Source organism: Xanthomonas sp. Leaf148, assembly GCF_001423585.1.
Classification (GTDB): domain Bacteria; phylum Pseudomonadota; class Gammaproteobacteria; order Xanthomonadales; family Xanthomonadaceae; genus Xanthomonas.
The window spans coordinates 1,424,047-1,447,321 of the sequence record NZ_LMOP01000008.1; the positions used below are offsets into that span (position 1 = coordinate 1,424,047).

At 64.5% G+C, this 23,275-nt stretch carries 13 protein-coding genes and 1 pseudogene; 6 read left to right on the plus strand and 8 right to left on the minus strand.

What is annotated here, in order from left to right:
* Nucleotides 1-190: 190 nt before the first annotated feature.
* Together ASF90_RS10485 and ASF90_RS10490 are read right to left on the minus strand one after the other, a co-directional pair.
* A complete protein-coding gene (locus tag ASF90_RS10485; RefSeq protein ID WP_055849373.1) occupies nt 191-1,186 on the minus strand; it encodes an alpha/beta hydrolase in 996 nt (331 codons plus the stop codon).
* Nucleotides 1,187-1,759: 573 nt separating this feature from the next.
* Complete coding sequence (locus ASF90_RS10490; protein WP_055849375.1) at nt 1,760-3,142, minus strand: L-serine ammonia-lyase; 1,383 nt, start codon at nt 3,140-3,142, stop codon at nt 1,760-1,762.
* Nucleotides 3,143-3,228: 86 nt separating this feature from the next.
* Between ASF90_RS10490 and ASF90_RS10495 the strand changes: the two genes are divergently transcribed.
* Nucleotides 3,229-3,462, plus strand: coding sequence for a glutaredoxin family protein (locus ASF90_RS10495; RefSeq protein ID WP_055849377.1), 234 nt, complete (start codon nt 3,229-3,231; stop codon nt 3,460-3,462).
* A gap of 466 nt (nt 3,463-3,928) precedes the next feature.
* On the opposite strand, the gene ASF90_RS10500 is transcribed toward ASF90_RS10495, so the two are convergent.
* From ASF90_RS10500 to ASF90_RS10515, 4 genes are all read right to left on the minus strand, one after another.
* A complete protein-coding gene (locus ASF90_RS10500; RefSeq protein ID WP_082473489.1) occupies nt 3,929-4,513 on the minus strand; it encodes a cold shock domain-containing protein in 585 nt (194 codons plus the stop codon).
* 131 nt (nt 4,514-4,644) lie between these two features.
* The gene (locus ASF90_RS10505) at nt 4,645-5,214 is read right to left on the minus strand and encodes a YceI family protein (protein ID WP_055849380.1); all 570 of its coding nucleotides are present in this window, start codon (nt 5,212-5,214) and stop codon (nt 4,645-4,647) included.
* A 9-nt stretch (nt 5,215-5,223) separates the two neighbouring features.
* Nucleotides 5,224-5,787 carry a cytochrome b gene (locus tag ASF90_RS10510; RefSeq protein ID WP_055849383.1) on the minus strand — a complete coding sequence of 188 codons (564 nt, stop codon included), beginning with the start codon at nt 5,785-5,787 and terminating at the stop codon, nt 5,224-5,226.
* Entirely contained in the window at nt 5,784-6,446 is a 663-nt protein-coding gene (locus tag ASF90_RS10515; protein ID WP_055849386.1) for a YceI family protein, read from the minus strand. The genes ASF90_RS10510 and ASF90_RS10515 overlap by 4 nt, the downstream gene beginning before the upstream one ends.
* A 96-nt stretch (nt 6,447-6,542) precedes the next feature.
* On the opposite strand from ASF90_RS10515, the gene ASF90_RS10520 reads away from it, so the two are divergent.
* The 3 genes from ASF90_RS10520 (at nt 6,543) to ASF90_RS10530 (ending at nt 17,754) form a co-directional block, all read left to right on the plus strand.
* Nucleotides 6,543-10,109: an ATP-binding protein gene (locus ASF90_RS10520; protein ID WP_055849391.1), complete on the plus strand. Its 3,567-nt coding sequence runs from the start codon at nt 6,543-6,545 to the stop codon at nt 10,107-10,109.
* A gap of 82 nt (nt 10,110-10,191) precedes the next feature.
* The gene (locus ASF90_RS10525) at nt 10,192-13,740 is read left to right on the plus strand and encodes an ATP-binding protein (RefSeq protein WP_055849394.1); all 3,549 of its coding nucleotides are present in this window, start codon (nt 10,192-10,194) and stop codon (nt 13,738-13,740) included.
* Nucleotides 13,741-14,214: 474 nt separating this feature from the next.
* Nucleotides 14,215-17,754: an ATP-binding protein gene (locus tag ASF90_RS10530; protein WP_236699258.1), complete on the plus strand. Its 3,540-nt coding sequence runs from the start codon at nt 14,215-14,217 to the stop codon at nt 17,752-17,754.
* Between the two features lie 88 nt (nt 17,755-17,842).
* Here ASF90_RS10530 and mdtD read toward each other — a convergent pair whose 3' ends face one another.
* Nucleotides 17,843-19,264 carry a multidrug transporter subunit MdtD gene (gene mdtD / locus ASF90_RS10535; protein ID WP_055850377.1) on the minus strand — a complete coding sequence of 474 codons (1,422 nt, stop codon included), beginning with the start codon at nt 19,262-19,264 and terminating at the stop codon, nt 17,843-17,845.
* A 1,093-nt stretch (nt 19,265-20,357) separates the two neighbouring features.
* Between mdtD and ASF90_RS24230 the strand changes: the two are divergent.
* Nucleotides 20,358-20,720, plus strand: a pseudogene (locus tag ASF90_RS24230) (sigma 54-interacting transcriptional regulator); the annotation flags it as partial.
* A gap of 33 nt (nt 20,721-20,753) precedes the next feature.
* Nucleotides 20,754-21,494: an AraC family transcriptional regulator gene (locus ASF90_RS24235; RefSeq protein WP_236699259.1), complete on the plus strand. Its 741-nt coding sequence runs from the start codon at nt 20,754-20,756 to the stop codon at nt 21,492-21,494.
* On the opposite strand, the gene ASF90_RS10545 is transcribed toward ASF90_RS24235, so the two are convergent.
* Nucleotides 21,491-23,275 (minus strand): hypothetical protein, encoded by a 1,785-nt coding sequence (locus ASF90_RS10545; protein ID WP_055849402.1) that lies wholly within the window; start codon nt 23,273-23,275, stop codon nt 21,491-21,493. The genes ASF90_RS24235 and ASF90_RS10545 overlap by 4 nt on opposite strands.

The window sequence follows — 23,275 nt, forward strand, 5'->3', positions numbered from 1 at the left end:
CATCTCGTCGCTCGCATGACGACGATTCAGTCACGACAAGCATCTGACCGATTCGATCGCGGTGGCCTGCAGCCGTCTTCTGCGGTACTCGTCTGACCAACGCTGCGCGATGGCCGCAACCGGGAGCAATCCGGCTGCGGTTCGCACAAGGCAATCATCCACGGCATCGGTCTGCCGCGCGCTGCGGCGATTACGGCGTGAGCGCCTTCAACAGCGCAGCGTTGAAACGCGCCGGGTCCTGCACCTGCGGCGAGTGCCCCAAGTCTGCAAATTCGATCAAGGTCGCATTCGGAATGGCCGCAGCTGCCTGCTTGCCCAGTTTGGTGTAATCGCCGACGCGCGCCTTGACCTCTGGCGGTGCGGTGTCCTTGCCGATTGCGGTGCGGTCCTTGAGACCGATGAATAGCGTGGTCGGCACCGCCAACTTGGGCAGCTCATAGACGACCGGTTGGTTGAAGACCATGTCGTAGGTCAGGGCCTGATTCCAGGCGACCGCCTGTTTGCCGTTGCCCAGCGACATGCCGGCCTGCATGCGCGCCCAGCGTTCGAATTCGGGCTTCCATTGACCGGCGTAGTACACGTCCATCTGGTACTTCTTGATACGGTCGAAGCTGATCTTGAGTTCGTTGTCGTACCAGGCATCCACGCTGCGCCACGGAATGCCGGCGGCCTTCCAGTCTTCCAGGCCGATCGGGTCGACCAGGGCGAGGTGTTCGGTGGCCTGCGGGTACATTAGCGCGTAGCGGATCGCGAGCATGCCGCCCATCGAGTGGCCGACGACCACGGCGCGGTCGATCCCAAGCTTTTGCAGTAGCGCGTGTGTGTTGTCGGCGAGCTGCGCAAACGAGAACTGGTAGGCCGCCGGCTTGCTCGATTTACAGAAGCCCACCTGATCCGGCGCGATCACGCGGTAGCCGGCCTTGCTCAAGGCTGCGATGCTGGATTCCCAGGTGGCCGCGCAGAAATTCTTGCCATGCAGCAGCACGGCGGTGCGTCCGTTCGGCTTGCCGGTGGGGGCGACATCCAGATACGCCATTTCCAGCGCTTGCTGCTGCGACGTGAACGCGTAGGTCTTGACCGGGTAGGGGTAATCGAAGCCTTCCAGACGCGGGCCGTAGCTGGCTTGCTGGGCCATCAGCGGGCCGCAGGCCAGGGACAGTGCGAGTGCACAGGCGAGGTGTCGCATCGTGTTTCTCCATCCGGGATCCGTCCAGGAAGGCTACACGGCGCACCGTGGTGGAGGCGTGGATCCAGGCGTTGCCGCGGCGAGGGCGCGCGTTGTGGTGGAAGCCGAGGGTGTGTGCGGGTTGTCCTCATCCGCCCTTCGAGCAGCTTCGCGCGTGGCGGGATGGGCAGATGCCGTCTTGCTGTTTTCGCTGCTGCGGTTTCAGCTAACTCCAGACAGTGCGTTGGTGTCTTGAGCCGTGCGAACGAGGCGCGCGCTGTCGCTGGTCTTCTCAGGACAAGCTGACGTGCAGTGTGACTTTTCGCAAGAAGCGCAGGTGCGATTTAGCGCTGTTGTTTGCCAGACGTGCAGGGCGGCAGCGTGATGCGGACGTGGGTGTCGCACTGCGTGGTCAAGATGCCGCTTTGCGCTGCGGTTCGGGCAGCAAGCGCGCGGACGCGGCGCTTGCTGCATCGCGCAGACCGACCACGCCGTGCGCTCACCGCGGCGCGCCCAGCCCCTGCATTCGGCTACGACGCGCAAATGCATTCCAGTGCTGCGTACAGACGCCGCATCAAAATGCCACCGGCAGACTCAGCACTCGATGACGTTCACCGCCAGGCCGCCGCGGCTGGTTTCCTTGTATTTGTCCTGCATGTCGCGGCCGGTGTCGCGCATGGTCTTGATGACCTTGTCCAGCGAAACCTTGTGCTTGCCGTCGCCGCGCATCGCCATACGGCTGGCGTTGATCGCCTTCACCGCGCCCATCGCATTGCGTTCGATGCACGGGATCTGCACCAAGCCACCGATCGGATCGCAGGTCAGGCCGAGGTTGTGTTCCATGCCGATTTCGGCGGCGTTTTCGATCTGGCCCGGGTTGCCGCCAAGCGCGGCAACCAGGCCGCCGGCTGCCATCGAACAGGCCACGCCCACTTCGCCCTGACAACCCACTTCAGCGCCGGAGATCGAGGCGTTTTCCTTGTACAGGATGCCGATGGCCGCGGCCGTGAGCAGGAAATCGAAGATACGTTGTTCGGAAGCGCCGGCACAAAAACGATCGAAGTAATGCAGCACCGAGGGAATGATGCCGGCCGCGCCATTGGTCGGCGCGGTGACCACGCGGCCGCCGGCTGCGTTCTCTTCGTTGACCGCGAGTGCATACAGGTTGACCCAATCCAGCGTGGTCAGTGGGTCGCGCATGGCCGCTTCGGGTTTGGACGAGAGCTCGCGATACAGTGCCGGCGCGCGACGCGACACGTTCAATCCACCGGGCAACGTGCCTTCCTGGCGGATACCGCGCTCCACGCAGGACTGCATCGCCACCCACAGTTCGCGCAGGCCGGCGCGGATTTCGTCTTCGCTGCGCCAGCTCTTTTCGTTCTCGAACATCAGCGCGGCAATGCTCAGACCGCTGCGTGCGCATTGGGCCAGCAGTTCGTCGCCACTGAGAAACGGATACGGCAGCGGCGTTTCGTCGGCCACGATGCGGTCGTCGGCGGCGTCGTCCTGATTGACTACAAATCCGCCGCCCACCGAGTAGTAATCGCGGGTGGCGATCACGCCTTCATCGGCATCGTAGGCAGTGAAGCGCATGCCGTTGGTGTGGTACGGCAACTTCTGCCGCTTGTTCATCGGCAGGTCGCGCTTTTCGTCGAAGCCGATCTCGTGCTGACCCATCAGTGTGATGCGTTTGCTGCTGCGGATACGATCGAGCGTGGCAGGAATGACGTCCGGGTCGATCAGGTTGGGGCGATGGCCTTCCAGCCCGAGCAGCAACGCCTTGTCGGTGCCGTGGCCGCGGCCGGTCAGCGCCAGCGAGCCGAACACCTCGGCGCGGATGCGCACCACATCCTGCAGGCGGCCGGCATCGAGCAACCAGCGATGCACGAAACGCTCGGCGGCGCGCATCGGCCCCACGGTGTGCGAGGAACTCGGACCGATGCCGATCTTGAACAGGTCGAACGTGCTGACAGCCATGGGTGCCGGAGAGGTGAGCGTAAAGGCGGCTATTCTAGTCGTTCGACGATTGCGGCACGGCTGCAGCGCAGCATGAGACCTGTTCGATGGCCCTGACCCTGTACCAGCGCGACGATTGCCACCTCTGCGACCTGGCGGTGGAAGTACTGGCGCAGGCGCGTGCCGGCGAGTTCAGTAGCGTGTTTATCGACGACGATGTGGCGCTTGAGGCCGCTTATGGCGCACGTGTGCCGGTGTTGCGCGACGTGCACGGACGCGAGCTGGACTGGCCGTTCGATGGCGTGCGGTTGCGCGCGTGGTTGAACGCCGGTACACGCTGATGCGGCGTGTGCGCATGCGATACGCGCCAGCTTATGGATTTGGAGCGACTGAAGACGACTTCACGCCGGTCTGGTGCGGAGCTGCGGGTCTGCGACTTGGCTGCAGGGTCCTTGCCCGCGCACCCTCGCGGGACACGCTGCAAGTACGTCCTTGTAAGCGCTTACGCGGCATCCATGCCGCGTAAGGTCCCGCGACGGTGGGCGGGCAAGGAACAGTCGAGAGTGTCGGGGTGCACGGCTTTAAAAAAAGCCAACGACTCACTCGCTGGAGCGGTGTCCTTGCAGATTGCGGCACCGTGTGGCGGCATGGATACACGGACGTATTCGCGGCGTGTCCCGCGAGCGGTGAGGGTACCGCTCGCGCGGCCGACTCGGCGTTTGACCTGGGCTTTTGACTGCATCTAACAAGATGCGGCTAACACACGATTCTTGTCGGCCGACCGTTCAAGGTGTCAGCCGCATTGATTCAGCGGCACCACTGGTCCTCGCACGGCACACCATCGTGGTCGCCGTCCATTACGGTATTTGGGCAGTTCTGCAGTACGTAAGTAGCTTCGGCGCAGGAACTCATCTGTGTGCAACGCGTGCGCCCGCCACAGCTGTATTGCGCGGTGGGCGCAGACGCGGGAGTGGTTGCTACGGACGGCGTTGGCGACGACGTTTGCTCCAATGCCGGTGTCGGGGTGAACACATCGATCAAGTAATCGCGCTGCTGATAGGCAAACGCCCCGCAACCGAGCGCCAGCATCATGAGCAAGGCCTTGCCAAGCCCGATCTGCCCTTTTGCCGGCGGCGTGCGTGTCGTATTGCGTCGTGCAGGGGCGTTGTGTTTTGGCGCGTGCGTACCGGCACGCACGACCCGCACCGCGCGCGGGCGACCATCCGGACCCGGCTCGGTTTCGAAAGAGACCACTTCGCCGATACGTGGCGCCTCGGCGCTGCGCGCAAACGCAGAAATGTGCGCGAACACGTCATCGCCCGGTTGAGCAGGGGTGATGAAGCCGAAGCCACGGTCGGTATTCCAGCGGGTCAACGTTCCATGTGTGCGCATTGGCGGCGTCCCTGAGTGGACGCCAAGTCTAGCTGTCGTGCGGTGTCATCCGGCATGCGGGCATAAAAAAGCGGCGGACCCGACGAGGTAGTCCGCCGCTCAGTGGCCGCGTCCGGTTGCGGCCTGTGGCCTTACTTCGCCTTCAACACGACCTTGGTGCTGATCGCGGTTTCGTTGGGGATGGTCTTGGTGTCGGCCCAGTCGCCACCGCCCACGCCGAAGTCCAGCCGCTTCACCAATGCCTTGCCGGCCAGCACGGGCTGCGCGCCCGGTGTCCAGGTAAAGGTCAGCGTGACCGGCTTGCTGACGCCGCGCAGTTCCAGGGTGCCGTCGGCCGCGTACTGATTGCCGCCGAGCGCACGAAACTTGTCGGCGCGATAGCGCGCGGTGGCGAACTTGGCGACGTTGAAAAAGTCCGGGCCTTGCAGGGTCGAATCGCGATCGTTATTGCCGCTGATCGCGCTGGCCAGCGGGATGCGCACATCGAGCTTGGCCGCGGCCAGATTGGCCGGATCGAAACTCAGCGTGGTATCGAAACCGGGGAACTTGCCGGTGAATACTTCGCCGTCGTACTTGCTGGCGAACACCAGCGACGAGCCGGGCGCCTGGACGTAGTCGGCGGCCAGCACCGGCGCGGTGGCGAAGGTGGCGACCAGCGACGCGGCGACCAGCAGGGGAGAGGCGAACAACTTGGAAGACATGGGAAATCCTTAAGGTTTGGAGGACAGCCAGCCGCGCGGCAACATCCGCGCCAGGGTGGCATCACGCTGGAAAATGTGGTGGTACAGCGCAGCGCCGGCGTGTGCCAGCACGACAGCGATCAACAGCCAGAAGCCCCACTCGTGGATGGCATGGGAGGTGGCGCGTAGCTGCTCGTCCGGGCCGCTGAGTTTGGGCACCGCGAACAGGCCGAACCAGCGGAACGGGCGCAAGCCGCTGCTGGAGTCGTACAACCAGCCAGAGAGCGGCATGGCGAAGATCATTGCGTACAGCAGCCAGTGGGTCAGCCCGGCGATCCGTTCCTGCCAGCGCGGGGTGCCCGCCACCGGCGGCGGCGCGCCTGCGTACAGACGCCAACCCAGCCGCGCGATCACTAGCGCCAGCACGGTCAGCCCCACCGATTTGTGCGCGGTATAGACCCAGAAGTATTTCGGTGTCTTGGGCAGTTCGCCCATGGTCAGGCCGACGATGCCCAGCACCAGAATCAGCAAGGCGATCAGCCAATGCAGGGTCTGGCTGACACCGCCCCAGCGCTCGTTGTTTTTCAGGCTCATGTTCCCGATTCCTGGCCGGCGGGCGCGTCAGTGGTGGCAGGTTCGGCTTGCGGTGGCGCTGCGTCGTCGTCGGCACGGCCTTCGCGCACGGCTTCGGCTTCAATGCGCAGTTCCACGCTGTCGCCGATCATCGATTTCCACGCATCGATGCCGAACTCCGCCCGACTCAGCGTGGCGGTTGCCGAGAACCCGACAGTGCGGCGAAACGGCGGCAGCGGATGGCGTTTGAGTGCGTTGAGGGTGACGTCCAGGGTCACCGGGCGGGTGACGCCGTGCAGGGTCAGGTTGCCGGTGACCTTGGCGTGGTTCTCGCCGCTGGCCTCCACGCGCGTGGAGACGAAATGCGCGTCGGGAAAGCGCTCGGCGTCGAGTAGGTTACGTGCCAGGGTGGCCTCGTTCCACTTGGCATCGCCCAGGTCGGCGCGGTGCAGCGGCACGGTCACGTCCAGCCGCGCGGCTGCCCAGTCGTCCGGGTCGAACACCAGGGTGCCGCTACTGCCCGACACGGTGCCCAATGCCTTGGAAAAGCCGGCATGTTCGACCGCAAACAACACGCGGGTGTGCACCGGATCCAGCGCATAGCGTACCGGTGCGGCGGAGGCGGCCAGGCTGGTCAATGCCAGAGCGGGAAGGAGCAACAGGCGGGCGAGGGGTGTCATGGGCGGATTCTAGACACATCCCGGCGCTGCGCGGGCGGCTTGCGCTTGCAACGATCCATTGCGAGCATGCCGGCTGGACGTGGAAAGGATTCCCGCATGCGCGGTCTGTTATTGGGGTTGCTCGTTGCGTTGATGGCGTTGATGGCGTTGCCGGCCCTGGCCGAGGTGCCGGCCATCCCGCGCTTTCGCATCGTGGGTGCCGCCGAAGGGCTGCCCTCGACCATGATTACCGCAATCGCACAGGATCGTGCGGGCTATCTGTGGATGACCACCACCGATGGCCTGGTTCGGTATGACGGCGCCGAGTTCAAGGTATGGCGTAACGATCCGACCGATCGCTACTCGCTGCGCAGCAATAACCTGCAGGCGATGTATATCGACGACCAGGATCGCATCTGGCTGGCGCTGGCGGGTGCCGGGTTGACAATGCTGAGCGCCGATCGCAACAAATTCACCGCCTATCTGCCCGACGACGTTCCCGCGCTGTCGTTGGGAGATATCTATGCCATTGCCGGCCGCGGCGATGAGATATGGCTCGGCATGTCGACCGGGAATGTCTTGCGCCTGGATGCCAAGGGAAATTTCAGCTCACTCGATCTGTCCAAGATGGAAGACCCACTAGACCCCAATCCGGTCTATGCCCTGGCCCTGGACGACCGTGAGCGCATGTGGATCGGGACGCTCGGCGGTTTGGCGTACTACGACGGGCTGGCCTTACACCGCGTGCGACCGGATGGCGATGCCGGCGGCATCAATGCGCTGCAGTGGGTAGGCCAGCGGCTGTGGAGCTCCTCGGACACCGGGTTGCGCTACATGGATTCCTCCGGTGGGTGGCATACGCCCACCTGGGCCTCGATGTTTGCGACAGGCAATCGGGTCTGGACGGTGGCCGATGCCGGAGATGGCGAATTCTGGCTCGGCACCGAGCAGGGGCTATGGCACACCCGCGCCGGTCATCCACCGACGCCGGTCAACAACGGGGATGAACCGTTGGTCTCCAATCGTCATGTCACCACCATCTGGCGAAGTCCGCATGGAGGGATCTGGGTGCCCCTGCATGGCCGCGGGCTTGCCTACCTGCGCGAGGACTGGCATCGGACGGCAGCTTTCAAGCAGGTCAACGATCAGGGCAAAGGCATCTCTTGCAGTCTTGCGTTGGCCAATCGCTCTGGTGGTCTGTGGCAATTCGACAGCAGTGGCAGGTTGCTGCGCTACGACACGTCGTCTGGTGCCTTGGTGCAGACCGGAATCCAGCATCCGGATTTGCGTGAGATGGCAATCACCTCCGCACTGGAAGACAGTCGCGGGCAGCTCTGGCTTGGTAACGGACGGCATGCACTGTCGCGTCTGGATCTGACCACTGGTGGGCTGACCCATTTCACCGGGGATGGACCCGACGAGGCGGTGTTCTGGATCGGGGAGCCGGGCGATGGCACCGTGTGGACAGCGTTCGAGCAAGTGATCCAGCGACGCGACCTCGTCAGCGGGCGCGTCCTGGAGACGATCTCCCAAAACGATCTGCATGGCCTGAAGGAGTTGCCGTACTACCAGATCAGCCTGGGGCCGGATGGGCGCGCGTGGATCAGCGGTACTGGCGGAGTGTATGCCTGGCATGCCGACACCCATCGATTCATGCTGGTGCCGGGGCTGGATGTCAACTTTATCCAGCGCTTTGTCGTCAAGGATCGCAATCGCATCTGGCTTTACCGCCCCGGTAGCATCGAGCACTGGGAGCAACGTAATGGTGTCTGGAAACGGGGAGGCCGCATTCGCGCTGCCGAAGGATTTCCTGCCATGGATGCCTACGGTCTTGAGCTGGATGCGCTTGGGCGTGTGTGGATGTCCGGCCCGCGTGGCCTATGGCGTATCGACCCCCGCACAACCCCTGCCAAGATCCGCAGTTTCAGCGCACGTGACGGATTGACCAGCCAGGAGTTCAGTCGCCGCTGTCTGCTGATGTCCAACAACGGTGTGTTGGTGGGCGGGACCGCCGACGGATTCACGCTGCTGATCGATACCAATGCGCCAGACGTTCCCTCGTTTACCCCGCAGATGCGACTGGAAGCGGTGAGTGTCCAGCAGGGCGATCGACGTCGCGCCTTGCCGATTGGCGGTGGTTTTTCGCTGGTACCGAGCGATCGTCAGTTGCGCATCAATATGCGGCTGCTGTCTTTCATCGACCCGATGGCGAACCGTTACCGCACGCGATTGAACGGCTTCGACACCGATTGGGTCGAGCATGGCGCCGCGGGCATGCGCGAATTTTCATCGTTGCCGCCGGGCAATTATGTGCTTGAGATGCAGGGTGTCGATCCACTTGGCAATGCATCGCAGGTGCAATCGTTGCAGTTCTCGGTGCTGCCACCCTGGTGGCGCAGCGATATCGGTATTGCAGTGATCTGCATGCTCGGCCTGCTGCTCAGTGCACTGCTTGCCGCGGCCTACCGGCATCGTGTGCGCATGCGGGCGCAGTGGCAGCTGGCCCAACACAAGCGCGAGTTGGCCGAGCAGGCGTCGTTGGCCAAGACCCGCTTTTTGGCGACCTTGGGGCATGAGGTGCGCACGCCGATGACCGGTGTGCTGGGGATGAGCGAGCTGTTGTTGCAGACACCGCTGGATGCGCGCCAGCAGGGCTACGCCGGCGCGATCCAGTCGGCCGGCAAGCACTTGCTGCGACTGGTCAACGATGCCCTGGATCTGGCGCGGATCGAAGCAGGCAAGCTGCCGCTGGACAATCGCGATTTCGATCTGCGCCTGTTGATCGGGCAAGTGGTCGAACTGGTTCGTCCCAGTGCCGAGCAGAAGCAGCTGGCGTTCGCGTGCGAACTGGATGACGCGCTGCCGCCGGCACTGCATGGCGATGCCAGTCGGGTGCAGCAGATTCTGCTCAATCTGCTGTTCAATGCGGTCAAGTTCACCGAGCGCGGCGGCGTGCATTTGCGCGTCTCGGCGTTACCGCAACGTCCTGCACAAGGCATTCGGGTGGAGGTGCGCGACACCGGCCCCGGCATGAGCGTCGAGCAGCGTGGGCGCCTGTTCCAGCGCTTCGAACAGGCCGAAGGCGCACTGACCCTGGCCCGGCATGGCGGCAGTGGGCTGGGCCTGGCGATCTGCCGTGAGCTTGCTGCGGCGATGGGCGGCGTGGTGAGCGTGGACAGCGAATTGGGGCAGGGCGCGTGCTTCGTGGTGGAGCTGCCGCTGCGTTGGGTGGCGACGTTGCCTGCGGCGGCACCAGCTCCAGCACGCGCGGTCGCTGCCCGGGATCAGGCACCGCTGCAGTTGCTGCTGGTGGAAGACGACCCGACCGTGGCGCAGGTAATCGTGGGGTTGCTGCAGACGCGCGGGCACCAGGTCACCCATGTCTTGCATGGGTTGGCCGCCTTGGCCGAGGTAAGCACGCGGAGCTTCGACGCCGGATTATGCGATCTGGATCTGCCCGGCCTGGACGGTGCCGCGCTGGTGGCGCAACTGCGCGCGCGGGGGGTGCGCTTCCCGATCGTGGCGGTGACCGCGCGGGCCGACGCCGATGCCGAGCCGCAGGCAATGGCGGCTGGCTGCAATGGTTTCCTGCGCAAGCCGGTCACCGGTGAGCTGCTGGCGAACGCCCTGGCAAGGGCGCTTGCCGACGCAGCCGACTCGCCGGACGACAGCGCCGCCGACTAGGGGCAAGTGTGCTGGAGCGGGTAAAGTGCAGTCCGGCCGGGGAGTGCGCGCGATCGCGCAAGTGGCCGCGACAAGGACGACCATGAAGACGCTAGTGCGGTGTTTGCTGGCATCCATGCTGCTGCTGTTTGGCATGGATGCGGTGGCAGTCAATCAAATCGAGACGCCGCGGATGCGCCGGTTCGGGCCAGCCGAAGGTCTGCCTTCGCGCATGGTGCTGGCAATGGCGCAGGATCGGCAGGGCTATGTCTGGGCGGCGACCAGCGACGGCCTGGCGCGTCATGACGGTATCGGCCTGGAGGTGTGGCAGCACGACCCGCACAATGCCCGCTCGATTCCCGGCAACGAGGTGGAAACGCTCCTGGTCGACGATCGCGACCGGGTGTGGTTGGGCGTCAACGGCTCGCCACTGAGCATGCTGGATGCGGACCGTGCGGCATTCACGACCTTTCCGGACATTGCGCAAGCCTGTGTCGGGCAGGTCTGGGCGCTGGCGCAGGCGCAGGGTGCGTTGTGGATCGGCAGCAGCGGCGGTGGCCTGTGCCGTCGTGAGGAAAATGGCCGCATCACCGTCTTCCGTGCCACGCCCGACGCAGTGGACGGGCTGCCCAGCGACACCATCATGAGCATGCTCACCGATGCACGCGGCCGCTTGTGGATCGGTACCGCGGGCGGGTTGGTGATGCGCGACGGCGAGCGCTTCGTACGCGTCGCACCCGACCGCCTGAGCGCGACTGTCTTCAAGCTCAGCAAGGATCCGGACGGCACGCTGTGGGTGGGAAGCGGCAAGGGCCTGTATCGGGTGACACCGGCCGGTGTGTTCGAACCCGCACCCTGGGAAGGAGCTTCCAGCGTACGTGCCGGCAGCGTGGTGCACGACGTGCATGGTGGTTACTGGGTGGGTGCGGCCGATGGATTTTTTCGCGTTGCGCCGGGCGAGACCAAACTGCGCGTCATGGAAGGCGATCGGGGCAGCGGCTTTCTCACCGCCCACAGCGGCGTGCTCGATGTGATGCAGGACCGCCAGGGCGGTTTGTGGTTGGGGCTGATTTCGCAGGGGTTGGCCTATCTGCCGCCGGACTGGCGGCGTTTCTCCACGATCCTGCAGGCGCAGGGCAAGCCGCTGGAAAGTCTGTACCTGATGAACGCGGCCGCTGACGGCGACAGCTTCCTGGTGACGACCGGCGAAGGGGTGTATCGCGTCGGCGATCAAGGCGAGATCGTCCCCGTGCTGCATAGCGATGTGCTGGGAGGCGGCAGCGTGCAGTCGGTGCTGCCGGCCGGCGACGGCAGCCTGTGGGTGGCGCTGCAGAACGGCGTGACCCGCTATCAGCCCAAGACCGGAGAAAAACACCCACTGGCAATGCAGATCGACACCTCCGACGCGCATCGCGTGGAGCTGATGACGCCGGGCATCGATGGCGAGTTCTGGTTGTCGATCGTCGAAGGCGGCGTGCAGCGGCGTGCGGCCGATGGCCGCCTGCTGGCCACCTTTCGCTTCGGTACCGACCTCAGCGAAGTGGGAGGCATGGTGCAGCAACTGCTCGTGCGCCCGGATGGCTCGGCATGGGTGGCCGCCGGTGACGGGCTGTGGGTCTGGCAGGGCGAGCGCTTTCGCAAAGTGATCGGCGGCGCCGACGCTGCGTCTGAAGTCTATGCGTTGGCGTTCGTGTCGCCGCGCGAGTTCTGGGCCGGGCGGCCTGGGGCGATCGAGCGCTACCGCTGGGATGGCCGGCAGGCACATCTGCTGGAGCGGGTGGGCCACGCGCAGGGCATGCCCTCCACCGAGATTCGCGGCCTGGCGCTGGGCGGCACCGACACCGTCTGGGCGACCACCTCGCGCGGTCTGTACGCCTACCGGCGCGGGCAGCCGCAGGTGCGCATGTTCGGGCAGCGCGACGGCCTGCCGGACAGCGAATTTTCGATGCGCCCGCCGGTGACCGGACCCGGCGGGCAGGTGTTGGCATTGACCACCAGCGGCATCGTGTTGTTCGACCCTGCGCAGCCATTCGCGCCGGCACCGGTGGCGCGGCTGGTGATCGAATCGGTGCAGGTCCGCCGCAACGATGCCGAGCGTCCGCAGGCACTGCCGCACAAGGGGACGATCGTGCTGCATGCACGCGATCGCGATCTGCGCATCAGCGCGCGGTTGTTGTCGTTCGTCGATCCTGCCTCTGCGCGCTATCGCTACCGTGTGGAGGGTTACGACGCGGGGTGGGTGGAGCAGGGCGCTACCGGCGAGCGCGTGATGTCGCGGCTGCCGCCCGGCGACTACCGCATCGACGTGCAGGCGCGTGCCGGCGACGGCGACTGGATCGCCGCACCTTCGCTGCACCTGCAGGTGCGTCCGCCGTGGTGGCTGAGTACGCCAGCGCAATTGGTTGCGGTGCTGCTGGGCGTGCTGCTGCTTTGCCTGGGCGTGTGGGGCTGGCGGCGACGCGTGCGGCGCCAGCAGGAGTGGGTGCTGGCGCAGCAGCGCCAGCAACTTGCCGAGCAGGCTTCGATCGCCAAGTCGCACTTTCTGGCCACGCTGGGGCATGAGGTGCGTACGCCGATGACCGGTGTGCTGGGCATGAGCGAGCTGTTGCTGGCCACGCCGCTGGATGCGAAACAGCGCAGCCATGTCGATGCGATCCGCAAGGCCGGTGCGCATCTGCTGCGGCTGGTCAACGATGCGCTGGATCTGGCACGGATCGAAGCGGGCAAACTGGAATTGATGCAGCAGCCGTTCGATCCATCGCAGCTGACCCAGGACCTGGCCGACTTCATGCAGCCCATCGTCGAGGCGCGCGGGCTGCGGTTTCATTACCGCAATCAGCTGCCCGCCAATCTGTCGGTGATGGGCGACGCCACGCGCGTGCGGCAGATCCTGATCAACCTGCTCGGCAATGCGATCAAGTTCTCCGAGCGCGGTGAAGTGGGGCTCTCCGTCAGCCGGCATGGCGACTGCCTGCGCTTCAAGGTGCGCGATTCCGGCCCCGGCATCGGGCCCGAGCAACAGAAGCATCTGTTTCAACGCTTCGAACAGGGCGAAGGCGCGCGTACCAGCTCGCGCTATGGCGGCAGTGGGTTGGGGCTGGCGATCTGCCAGGAGCTCACGGTGGCGATGAAGGGCCAGATCCGTGTCCGCAGCCGACTCGGCGTCGGGACCCAGTTCACTGTGGATCTGCCGTTGCCGATCGATCGGTCGGCCCCGCGCAGTGCTGCGGGCGAAACACGCACGCTGGCCGGCGCGCCGCTGCGCATCCTGCTGGTGGAAGACGACCCCACCGTGGCCGAAGTGATCAGCGGGCTGTTGATCGGGCGCGGCCATCGCGTGGTGCATGCCGCACACGGTCTGGCGGCATTGTCCGAAGCGGTCGATGGCGGCTTCGATGTCGCGTTGCTGGACCTGGATCTGCCGGGCCTGGACGGTTTTGCGCTGGCCTCGCAACTGCGCCGGCTCGGTCACGGCTTCCCGTTGCTGGCGGTCACCGCACGCGCCGATGGCGATGCCGAACGCCAGGCGCAGATCGCCGGTTTCGACGGATTCCTGCGCAAACCGGTGACAGCCGACATGTTGATCGAGGCGATTGCGGCGGCATGCGCAACGGCGCGCTCGCGCGATCAGTCCATGTCTATGCCAGGCTGAGCTGGCGCACAGCGCTCACCGCGCACGGCCTGCTTCAGTGCCATGACGGAGATGGCACTAAAGCACTGGAGTTGGCCCGCATCGGGATGGGCATGCGGGCAGTGGGCCGCACATCGACGCTGCCTAGCAGCGCGCGCCACGGGTTTGCCAGCCCGGCCGCGCATGCCTTGTGATCTGCCGGGCAACGGCAGTTGGCCGAAGCTTGAGCCCATGGCCTGGCGGTCCAGGTGCCGCTGGCGATGCTGCAATCTGGCCAAATGACCATGGTGCCCATCCTGCGTGGGCTCGACACCCTATGCCGCTAGCCGCTAGCCGCTAGCCGCGGCGTTGCGATCGAACTGCTGGCGCTGCTGGACCGGCTGCTTGAGGCCGCTTGGGCTTGCCCGCGTACCGCGCGGCCCGCACTATGCGGCGACTTGTCGTGAAACGTATCCAGTGCGCCTTTTTTTGTCTTTTCTCTATCGGTTATCGGTCTTGCTGCCGCTTGGCTTGTGCATCGGTGTGCCAACCGCATTGGCAGTACGCGCACCGGTGACTCCGGTGCCTACCCAGATCACGCTTGCGGATGGGCTGCCGTCGGAGACCATCAACGAACTCGCCGAAGACAAGCAGGGCTATCTCTGGCTTGCCAGCGACGATGGTCTGGCCCGATTCGATGGGCGCAACTTCCGCATCTGGCGCATGGAAGAAGGGCTGCCCAGCAATGCGGTCTGGACGGTCTGCATCAGCGCCGACAATCGGGTGTGGATGGGCTTCGAGAACGGCGGTGCCGGTTTCCTGGAGAACAAGACGCGCATCTTCACGCCGTTTGAGAGCCCGCAGTTTCCGGAGTTGCGCGAAATCACGGTGTGGGCATTGGCGCAGACCCCGAACGGCGACATCTGGCTGGGCACCGCAACCCATGGTCTGTATCGGCGGCGACCCGATGGCAGCGTGCAGCGCTTCTCCTCTGTACCGGGCGATGACACGAGCCTGCCGGCTGACAGCGTCATGGGGTTCGAGGTGGCGCCAGATGGAACGTTGTGGATTGGCACTCCCGGTGGGGTCGCACGCTGGAACGGCACGCGGCTGGAGCGTGTAGCGCTTCCCGGAAACTCCCAGGCCGTCAACCGGCTGTACCTGGAGCGTAGCGGCGACACACTGTGGGTGTCGGATGTTACTGGCGATTTTTTCGGGGTGAAGGCCAATGGTCAGGTCCGTCCCCAGCCATGGCGCGACATCTCGCGCAAGCAACGCATCCTGGGCGTGCTGCTGCATGATCGCAGTGGGCGGTACTGGCTGGACGCCAATGGTGGCATTGGCTTGGCGGTTACAGAGCAAAACATTCGTAACGTGCCGATCTACAGCTTTTCGGCACACGGCCTGGTCGAGCGGAACTGGATCTCCGCCTACGAAGACCGCGAAGGTGGACTGTGGTTTGCGGCGCTCGAAGGAGGGCTGTGGCACCTGCCTCCCCACTGGGACATGTTTGCCGTGCTGTCTCACCATAGCAACGCTCTGCAGTCGCCGGCCAATCCGTCCATCACGGCAACGACGCAGGCGGCCTCTGGCGGCATCTGGTTGACGGGCACGAAAGGCGTGCTGGAATACCTCGACCCGGCAACCGGGAACCTGCGGCAAGAGCGGCCCATGATCGGCAAGTACGTTGCCGCGGACTACATGCTCGAAAGCCGGGCCGGCTACGTCTGGATTGGGGTCCACGACGAATTGGTACGGTATGACCCGCGCTCGCGCCAGGTCAAACGCTGGCAGTTGGGTAGCAATGTCGATGCCGATGCGTCCCTTGAGCGGGCAGGTCGGATGGCCGAGGATGCGCAGGGGCGACTGTGGGTCACCGTTGTGCAGCAGGGGCTGCAGATCAGAAGCGAGGAAGGGCAATTGCTTCGGACCATCGTCGAAGGCAGTCATGGGCTGGAAGCGTTGACCATTCTCGACATCCGCGCGGGTCCGGATGGACAGATCTGGCTTGCCAACAATGCCGGGTTGCGGCGCTGGGATCCGGCTGCCGACCGTTTTGTGCCGGTGCGCGGCGCGCCAACGCTGCCAACGCAGGTCTTTCGTCTCGCAGAAGGCAACATCGTCTGGATCGGATTGACGGGGCAGATACGGCGCTACCTCTGGGATGGTCGGCAGCTCAAGCATCTGGACACGGTGGGGAAAGATCAGGAATTCCCGATGGTGGCGCCGAACGGCTTGGTGGTCGATGCCAAAGGTGTGGCCTGGGTGTCGAGTCAGCGCGGCTTGATCCGTATCGATCCCGGCAGCAAGCTGGTGCGGGTGTATGGGGTACACGACGGGCTTCCAAGCCCGCAATTGCAGCCCAACACCCTGGTGCAGGCGACGGGCGGGCAGATCGTTGCAGGTTCTCCCGACGGCGTGGTGGTGTTCGATCCCACTGCCATGCGCCCCAACACCCGCAGGCCGCCCCTGCTGATCGAGCGGGTTGGCCTGCGACGTGGCGAACGTGGGTTGGATGTCACCGGGCAGGAGCCGTTGAGGATGCAGGACGACGACCGCGACCTGCACATCGTGGCGCGTATGCCCACCTTTACCCACCCGGAATCGTCCAGCTACCGCTTCCGTCTGAGCGGCTACGACCCGGACTGGATCGACGTCGGTCCCAGCGGTGAACGTCTGTTCTCGCGGCTGCCGTCGGGTGACTACACCCTGGACGTGCAGGGGCGTACCGCCGATGGCATCTGGTCGGCGACCCAGACATTGAAGTTTCAGGTCCTGCCGCCGTGGTGGCGTAGCCCGTGGGGGCTGCTGCTGCTGGTCACCTTGGCAGTGTGCGTGGTGGTGGCAGCGGTGCTGTTGTATCGTCGGCGATTGCGCCGGTTGAATGCCTGGCAGTTGGCGGTGCACAAGCAGGAATTGGCCGAGCAGGCGTCGCTGGCCAAGACCCGCTTTCTTGCCACGCTGGGGCATGAAGTGCGTACGCCGATGACCGGTGTGATGGGCATGAGCGAGCTGTTGCTCAAGACGCAACTGGATCACCGGCAACGCAGCTATACCGAATCCATCCGTCGTGCCGGTGCGCACCTGTTGCGGTTGGTCAACGATGCGCTGGACCTGGCGCGCATCGAATCCGGGCGCCTCGAGCTGGATCAGCAGCCGTTCTCGTTGCGTCAGTTGGTGGCCGAGGTCGAAGCGTTGATGGCGCCGCTCGCACAGGAGCGTGGCCTGCGTTTCAGCCTGGAAGTGGGCCTGCTCGGGGACATCACCGCCAGCGGCGACCCTACCCGGATTCGGCAGATTCTGCTCAATCTGCTCAGCAACGCGATCAAGTTCACCGAGCGCGGTGTGGTCGGTTTGAAGTTGACCACGCTGGGGTCGTATCAGGGCCTGCGGTTCGAAGTCGCCGATACCGGCCCGGGCATCAACGCCGACCAGAAAGCGCGGTTGTTCCAACGGTTCGAGCAGGGCGATGGCGCCAAGACCACCTCGCGCTACGGCGGTAGCGGTCTGGGTCTTGCGATCTGCCAGGAGCTGGCCCTGGCGATGGGCGGGCATATCGAGGTGATCAGCCGGCTTGGCTCCGGTACGCGATTTGTCGTGGACCTGCCGCTGCGTTGGGTCACCTCCAACGCTGCACTCAGCGGCGAGGTGACGCGTGCCAGCGCGGTGATCGCGCCGCAGCGCATCCTGCTGGTGGAAGACGACCCGACCATCGCCGAGGTCATCATCGGCCTGCTGCGCTCGCAGGGACACTCGATGGTGCATGCACCGCACGGCCTGGCCGCGTTGACCGAGGCCGCCGACAACACGTTCGACCTGGCGCTGCTGGATCTGGATCTGCCCGGCCTGGACGGGTTCGCACTCGCGCGGCAATTGCGCGTGTTCGGTTACGAGATGCCGCTGATTGCGGTGACCGCACGTTCCGATGAAGCCGCCGAGCCAACCGCCAAGGAAGCAGGCTTCGACAGTTTCCTGCGCAAGCCGCTGACCGGCGACATGCTGGCCGACACCATTGCCGATGCGTTGCGACGGGTCCGTCCGCGCGAAGACATCTAAAAAGCCGCCGCATCACTGGCGACACCTGTGCCATGCGCGGCCTGCACGCACCGCGTTTCAACGCGTCCGCGCCAAGCCGTTGCGCCGATTACTCGGCCACCGCTTCCACGTCCTTGGGATGCGGCCGTGTGTCGGCCAGCTGCCAGAAGATCAGCGTCGACGTCAGCGTGATGCCGCCCACGCACAGGAAGGTGGCATGCAGTGCCGCAGTGGCGCCGTGCGTATCGCCCAGATGGGTGTTGAAGGCGGCCAACAGGCTGCCGGCGGCCGCCGCGCCGAAGCCGGTGGCCAGCATCATCACCATCGACAACAGGCTGTTGCCCGGGCTGGCTTGATCGCGATCCAGGTCGCGCAAGGTGACGGTATTCATGACGGTAAATTGCAGCGAATTGACACCGCCGAAGCAGGCCAGTTGCAGCAGTCGCAACCACAGCGGTTGGCCCACATCGATCAGTGCGAAGCTGGCCATCGCCAGGCCCACCAGCACGGTATTGATCATCAAGGTGTTGCGGTAGCCGAAGCGTCCGACCAGCTTTACCGCCGCCCGTTTTGCCGCCATGCCGGCCAGCGCCACCGGCACCATCATCAGCCCGGCGTTCATCGGGCTCATCTCCAGGCCCACCTGCAGCAGCAACGGAATCAAGAACGGCATCGAGCCACTGCCGACCCGCGCAAACAGGTTGCCCAGAATGCCGATGCGATAACTCGCCACCTTGAACAGCGCCAACGGGAACAGCGCGTTGCCGGTATTGCCGGCATGCAGCCAATAGCCGGCCAATGCAGCCAGCCCGCCGATCGCCAGCAACATCACAAACGCATGCCGCAGCCCGAGTTCGGAAATGCCATCCAGCGCCAGCGACAACGCCACCATGCCGAACGCGAGCATCAGATAGCCGACCAGATCGAAGCGCCTGCGTGCATCGCCGTAGTGGTCCGGCATGATCTTCAGTGCGGCGATAAAACCGATGACGCCGATCGGCAGGTTGATCAAGAACACCCAGTGCCAGGACGCCACTTCCACCAGCCAACCGCCCAAGGTCGGGCCGATCAGCGGGCCGATCAGCGCCGGAATGGCGATAAAACTCATGGCGCGCAGGAAGTCCTCGCGCGCCACCGTCTTGAGCACCGCCAGCCGGCCCACCGGCAACAACATCGCACCGCCGATGCCTTGCACGATGCGCGCGCCCACCAGCTGTGGCAGCTGCTGCGCTGCTGCGCACAGCAACGAGCCCAGCGTGAACACGATGATTGCGGCCAGAAAGGTACGCCGTGTCCCGATGCGATCCGCGATCCAGCCCGATGCCGGGATGAACATCGCCACCGCCAGCGCGTAGCTGAAAACCACCGACTGCATCTGTAGCGGACTCTCGTGCAGGCTGCGCGCCATCGACGGCAATGCCGTATTGACGATGGTCGCATCCAGCATCTGCATGAAGATCGCCAGCGATACCAGCCACAACAGCGGCTTGATGGTGGCGTAGCCACGCAGGATGGGGGCGGGCTGGGACATGGGGATCGCCATCGGAAGGACAGCGCATTCTCTCAGCGCCATTGTGCAGAAAGTCGCAACGGTGTGCGCATCTGATCAGAACGTGCATGTCCTGCGGACTGCAGTGAAGCGTCGCCAGAGGTGTTGCCGGGCTGCTTGCAAGGGCGCGGTCGATTCCGATGCCCCAGTCTGCACCGCAGCGAACGCCTTGCGACCCTGGCGCTGCGTCACTGATCCCGATGCCTTGCATGGCGGACTGCATCGCAGTGTCTTGGCATCAGCATATCCGCTAACGTCGCCCGCTTGCTCGGTGCAATGCGGGCTCGTTTGCACGGGTGGTTGCTGGAGATCTTCGCAGCACGCCATCGCCATGCCGGCAACGAATGAGACGAGCCTCACCCAATGGACGATAGGGGCAGCCACATGCCACGAATGGTCGGGACAGACACTAAGCAGCGTGTTAATGCCCAATATGGCTTTGCAACAAGCGTCTGATTCGCTGGCGACTACTTGGTGCCTCCAACGGGTCCAGCCAACGCAAGCGAGGTTCATCCCACAGTGCGATGGATCGATCGAGCGGGACACGCGGGGAGCGTTGGATTGTCGCGAAAAGCCGAGTCGTTTCTTGGAGCGTTGCCGACGGTCTGGTCAGGGATGGCGCGACTTGGGTATGGCCGCCTTCTGAGCGCGCCAGTATCGAGTCGGACTATCAATGAAAAAGCAGGTCTTCGATGTATTACGGCGCGCCTATCTTCCGGGCGATTCCCTGGCAACAATGCTTGGAAAGATCGCCGCGGAACTGGCGCAGAGCGAACTCTTGAACGACGCGACATGCGCGTTTTTCGGGGTGGAGGGCAGCGATGCGCCGGCTCCGGATCTGACGAACGAGCAGACGACGATCACCCATGATGTTCCTGTCCAGCATGCCCATCACGTTCTCGGCACACTGAGAGTGACGCCGGCCCAGGGCGGTATGACCACGCAGGCGATGACGTTGTGCCAGCGAATCGCCACCTGTTGTGCCTATCTGATCAAGCGTGATGCCGCGCGGGCCTGGGCGGAAGATCGATTCGATCGGCCGTTGTTTGTGGCAGGCGTGTGCGAACAGGTCTGGATGGTCGATGCGTTTGTCGAACGTGCCGCAGGCAGTCGCTTGCCGGCCATCGTGCGTGGTGGGTTCGGCACCGAGAAAGAGGAAGTGGCCGTCTTGCTGCATGCAACGGGGCCCTGGCGGGATGGGCCATTCGTCGCGGTGGACTGCGACGATGCGGATGGCGACCCGTCGGCCTGGTTCGAGCGCGCGGCCGGCGGAACGCTGTACTTGCGAGGAGTGGATGAGCTCGACCCAGCGCTGCAGCGCCAGTTGTCGCGGTGTCTTCGGGGTCAGCACGGCCAGTGGTCCGCCTCGGGTACCGATGTCTTCACCCGGGTGATCGCGTCCACCACTGCCGATCTGTCGCAGCGCGTGCGCGCGGGGCATTTCTCGCGTGCGTTGTTGTCGCAACTCGATGTGCTGTCGATCGAGCTTGCCGCGTTGTGTGAGCGGTTGCCGGACATCGGGTTTCATCTCGAGCGCGTGCTGGAGCGGCACGGCTTCGATTCCCGGCAATGGGTGACTGACACGCTGATGGATGCCCTGACGCAGTATCCATGGCCCGAAAACCTGCTGGAACTGGAGCGGGTGGTGCTGCGCCTGGCGGTCATGACCGCAGGCAGGCCGATCCAGCTCGCCGATCTCCAGCAACATGCACCTCGGCTGGCCGCAAGCCTGCTGCAAGGGCAACAGCGTGTCGCGGGCTCAGTGCCATCGCAGCCGGACGATGGTCCGCTCGCGCCCACGCTACCGGCAGCGCCTGTCGATTGGATCGACGGTCTTCCGCATCGTCCAGGTCAGCGCCTCGCCACCTTGCATGACGCCCTGCGGCGAGCTCTGGTCTATCTCGGCGCGCATTACGCCGAGCCGCTGACCCTGGGCGATCTGGCGCGGCAGGCGCACGTCAGCCAGTCGCATCTGGGCTTTCTGTTCCGCGAGGAGCTGGGCACCACGTTCAAGCCGCTGCTGCAGCAGCTCCGTATCGAGAAGGCCAAGGATCTGCTGCAGCGCGAGCAGAAACTGCGTGTGACCGAAGTGGCGCTGAAGGTCGGCTTCGGCGACTTGAGTCATTTCGAAAAGAGTTTTCGACGGCTGGTGGGTGTCAGTCCGCGCGCGTTTCGCAACGCGCGTGGACAAGGGGATTTGTCTCCGGTTTAAGCCTGAGGTAATAGGGTTTTGATGGCATCGTGCTGTTTGGACAGCCGTTCACGCAGCACGAACTCGTCGACCAGCGCTGCAGCCGCCTTGCGCTGGCCGTCGATATCCAGCAGCGCTGCGTAAGCGCTGCCTTGACCGGCTGGGCCAGAGTGGAACGGCGCCTGCGCGTCCGTGGCAGTAGTGAGAGTCAAGAACGCCAGGACGGTTTTTTCGAACGGTGGCTGTTTGGCATTGACGAACACCACCAGTGTGCATTCGTAGCTGATGCCTCCCACGCGCGGCGTGTTGTGCGGTTGGGCCAGAACCTGGACGTCCTCGCCAAGCCACTGTCCTACGGCGTGCTCGAATGCAGCAATGTCCAGTGCCTGCAGCTGTTTGTAGCTGACCCGTGCCACCGCTGCCATGTCCACGCCGGAAAAGCGCAGCTGATCGACAGCCAGATACGGGCTTTGTGCGAGGGTGTTCATCAACAGCAGATCGTCGCTGAAGGCGGCCGAGAGCAGGACCGGCGCGGTGAACGCATCCGACAGCAACGTGAGCAGGGTGCCGGTGCCGTGGCGTGCGGCAAGAATGCGCGCGCGCGTGGCGTCAGTCGGCTGTCCATTGGCATAGTCCGGCGCCGCCTGCGTGGTGCGTGCGCGCACCGAGGCCATCAACGCGTTGACCAGCGTGGCGGCATCGTCGCCTAACGCGCCTACGTGTCTGCCAGCCATCCCGGCGAGCACGCCCTGAAAATGCGGCAGCTGAGCGGCGGATGCGTACCAGGCGTGAATTGCGGCGACGCGCTCGCGGCGCTTTGCTTCCTTGTGCGCACCGAGTGCCAACGGATCGCTGGCGATCTCGCACAACATCAGCAGATTCTCGCGCAGATGGTAGTCCAGATCCGGCAGCGGCAATTGCCAGCGTTCCTGTTGGCCAGCAGCGGTGGCGATGGTCAGGTGCCCATTGCCTATTTCCGACCAGATCGCGATTGCCTCGATCGTATCGCGGCGTGGCACGCTGACATCGATCAGTTCCATCAGAATGCCGCGTGGACTGGCCGGCTGCGAAACGATGTGGTCGGGGTAGCCTTCGATCAGCGTGGCGTGCCAGGTGTAGCCCAGTCGATAGAGAACAAAGGGCTTGATCCCATCGTTCAGCACGATACCCGGTGGGGAGGGCATATCGCGCTCGCCGAGTTTGGCGATTTCCACACCGGTGTAGGCAGACAAGCCGGTGCGGTCGCGGTCGAAGACACGGCGAAAGGTTTGCGGCTCGTCGCACTTGAGCAAACACCCCACGTCGGTCGTATGCGGAGGCCATTGGGCACGTGGAATGGGGTAGACCTGCTGTGCCAACGGCGACGCGTCAGACGCAAGCAGGCTGAGCTCGAACGCGATGAGCACGCCGGCCTTTTTCATTTCATCGACGACGATGTCTTCGATCTCTGCATGCAGCGCATCCTGCACGGAGCCGGGAAGCCAGGGGTCGATCGCTACCTGGGTGTCCCAGTCCGAGCTACCCGAGTCGAACAGGTGCTGGTCGTGTCCCTGCAGCAGATCCATGCAGGCGGTGAACGCGTTGCCGCCCTTGATGTAGAAACGGGCCAGCGGTTGGTCGGCGCGCAGCATGAAACGGTCGCGTAACTCGATGCACAGACTCGCGATCCGATCCTGGATGGTGCCCAACGCCTGGATCACCGTCGAGCGCACGTTGGGATAGCGTGCTGCGTCGTTGATCCGCTTGGTCAGCTCGCCGCTGATCGCACGGCGCAGGTCTTCTTGTTCGGGAGATTCCTTCAT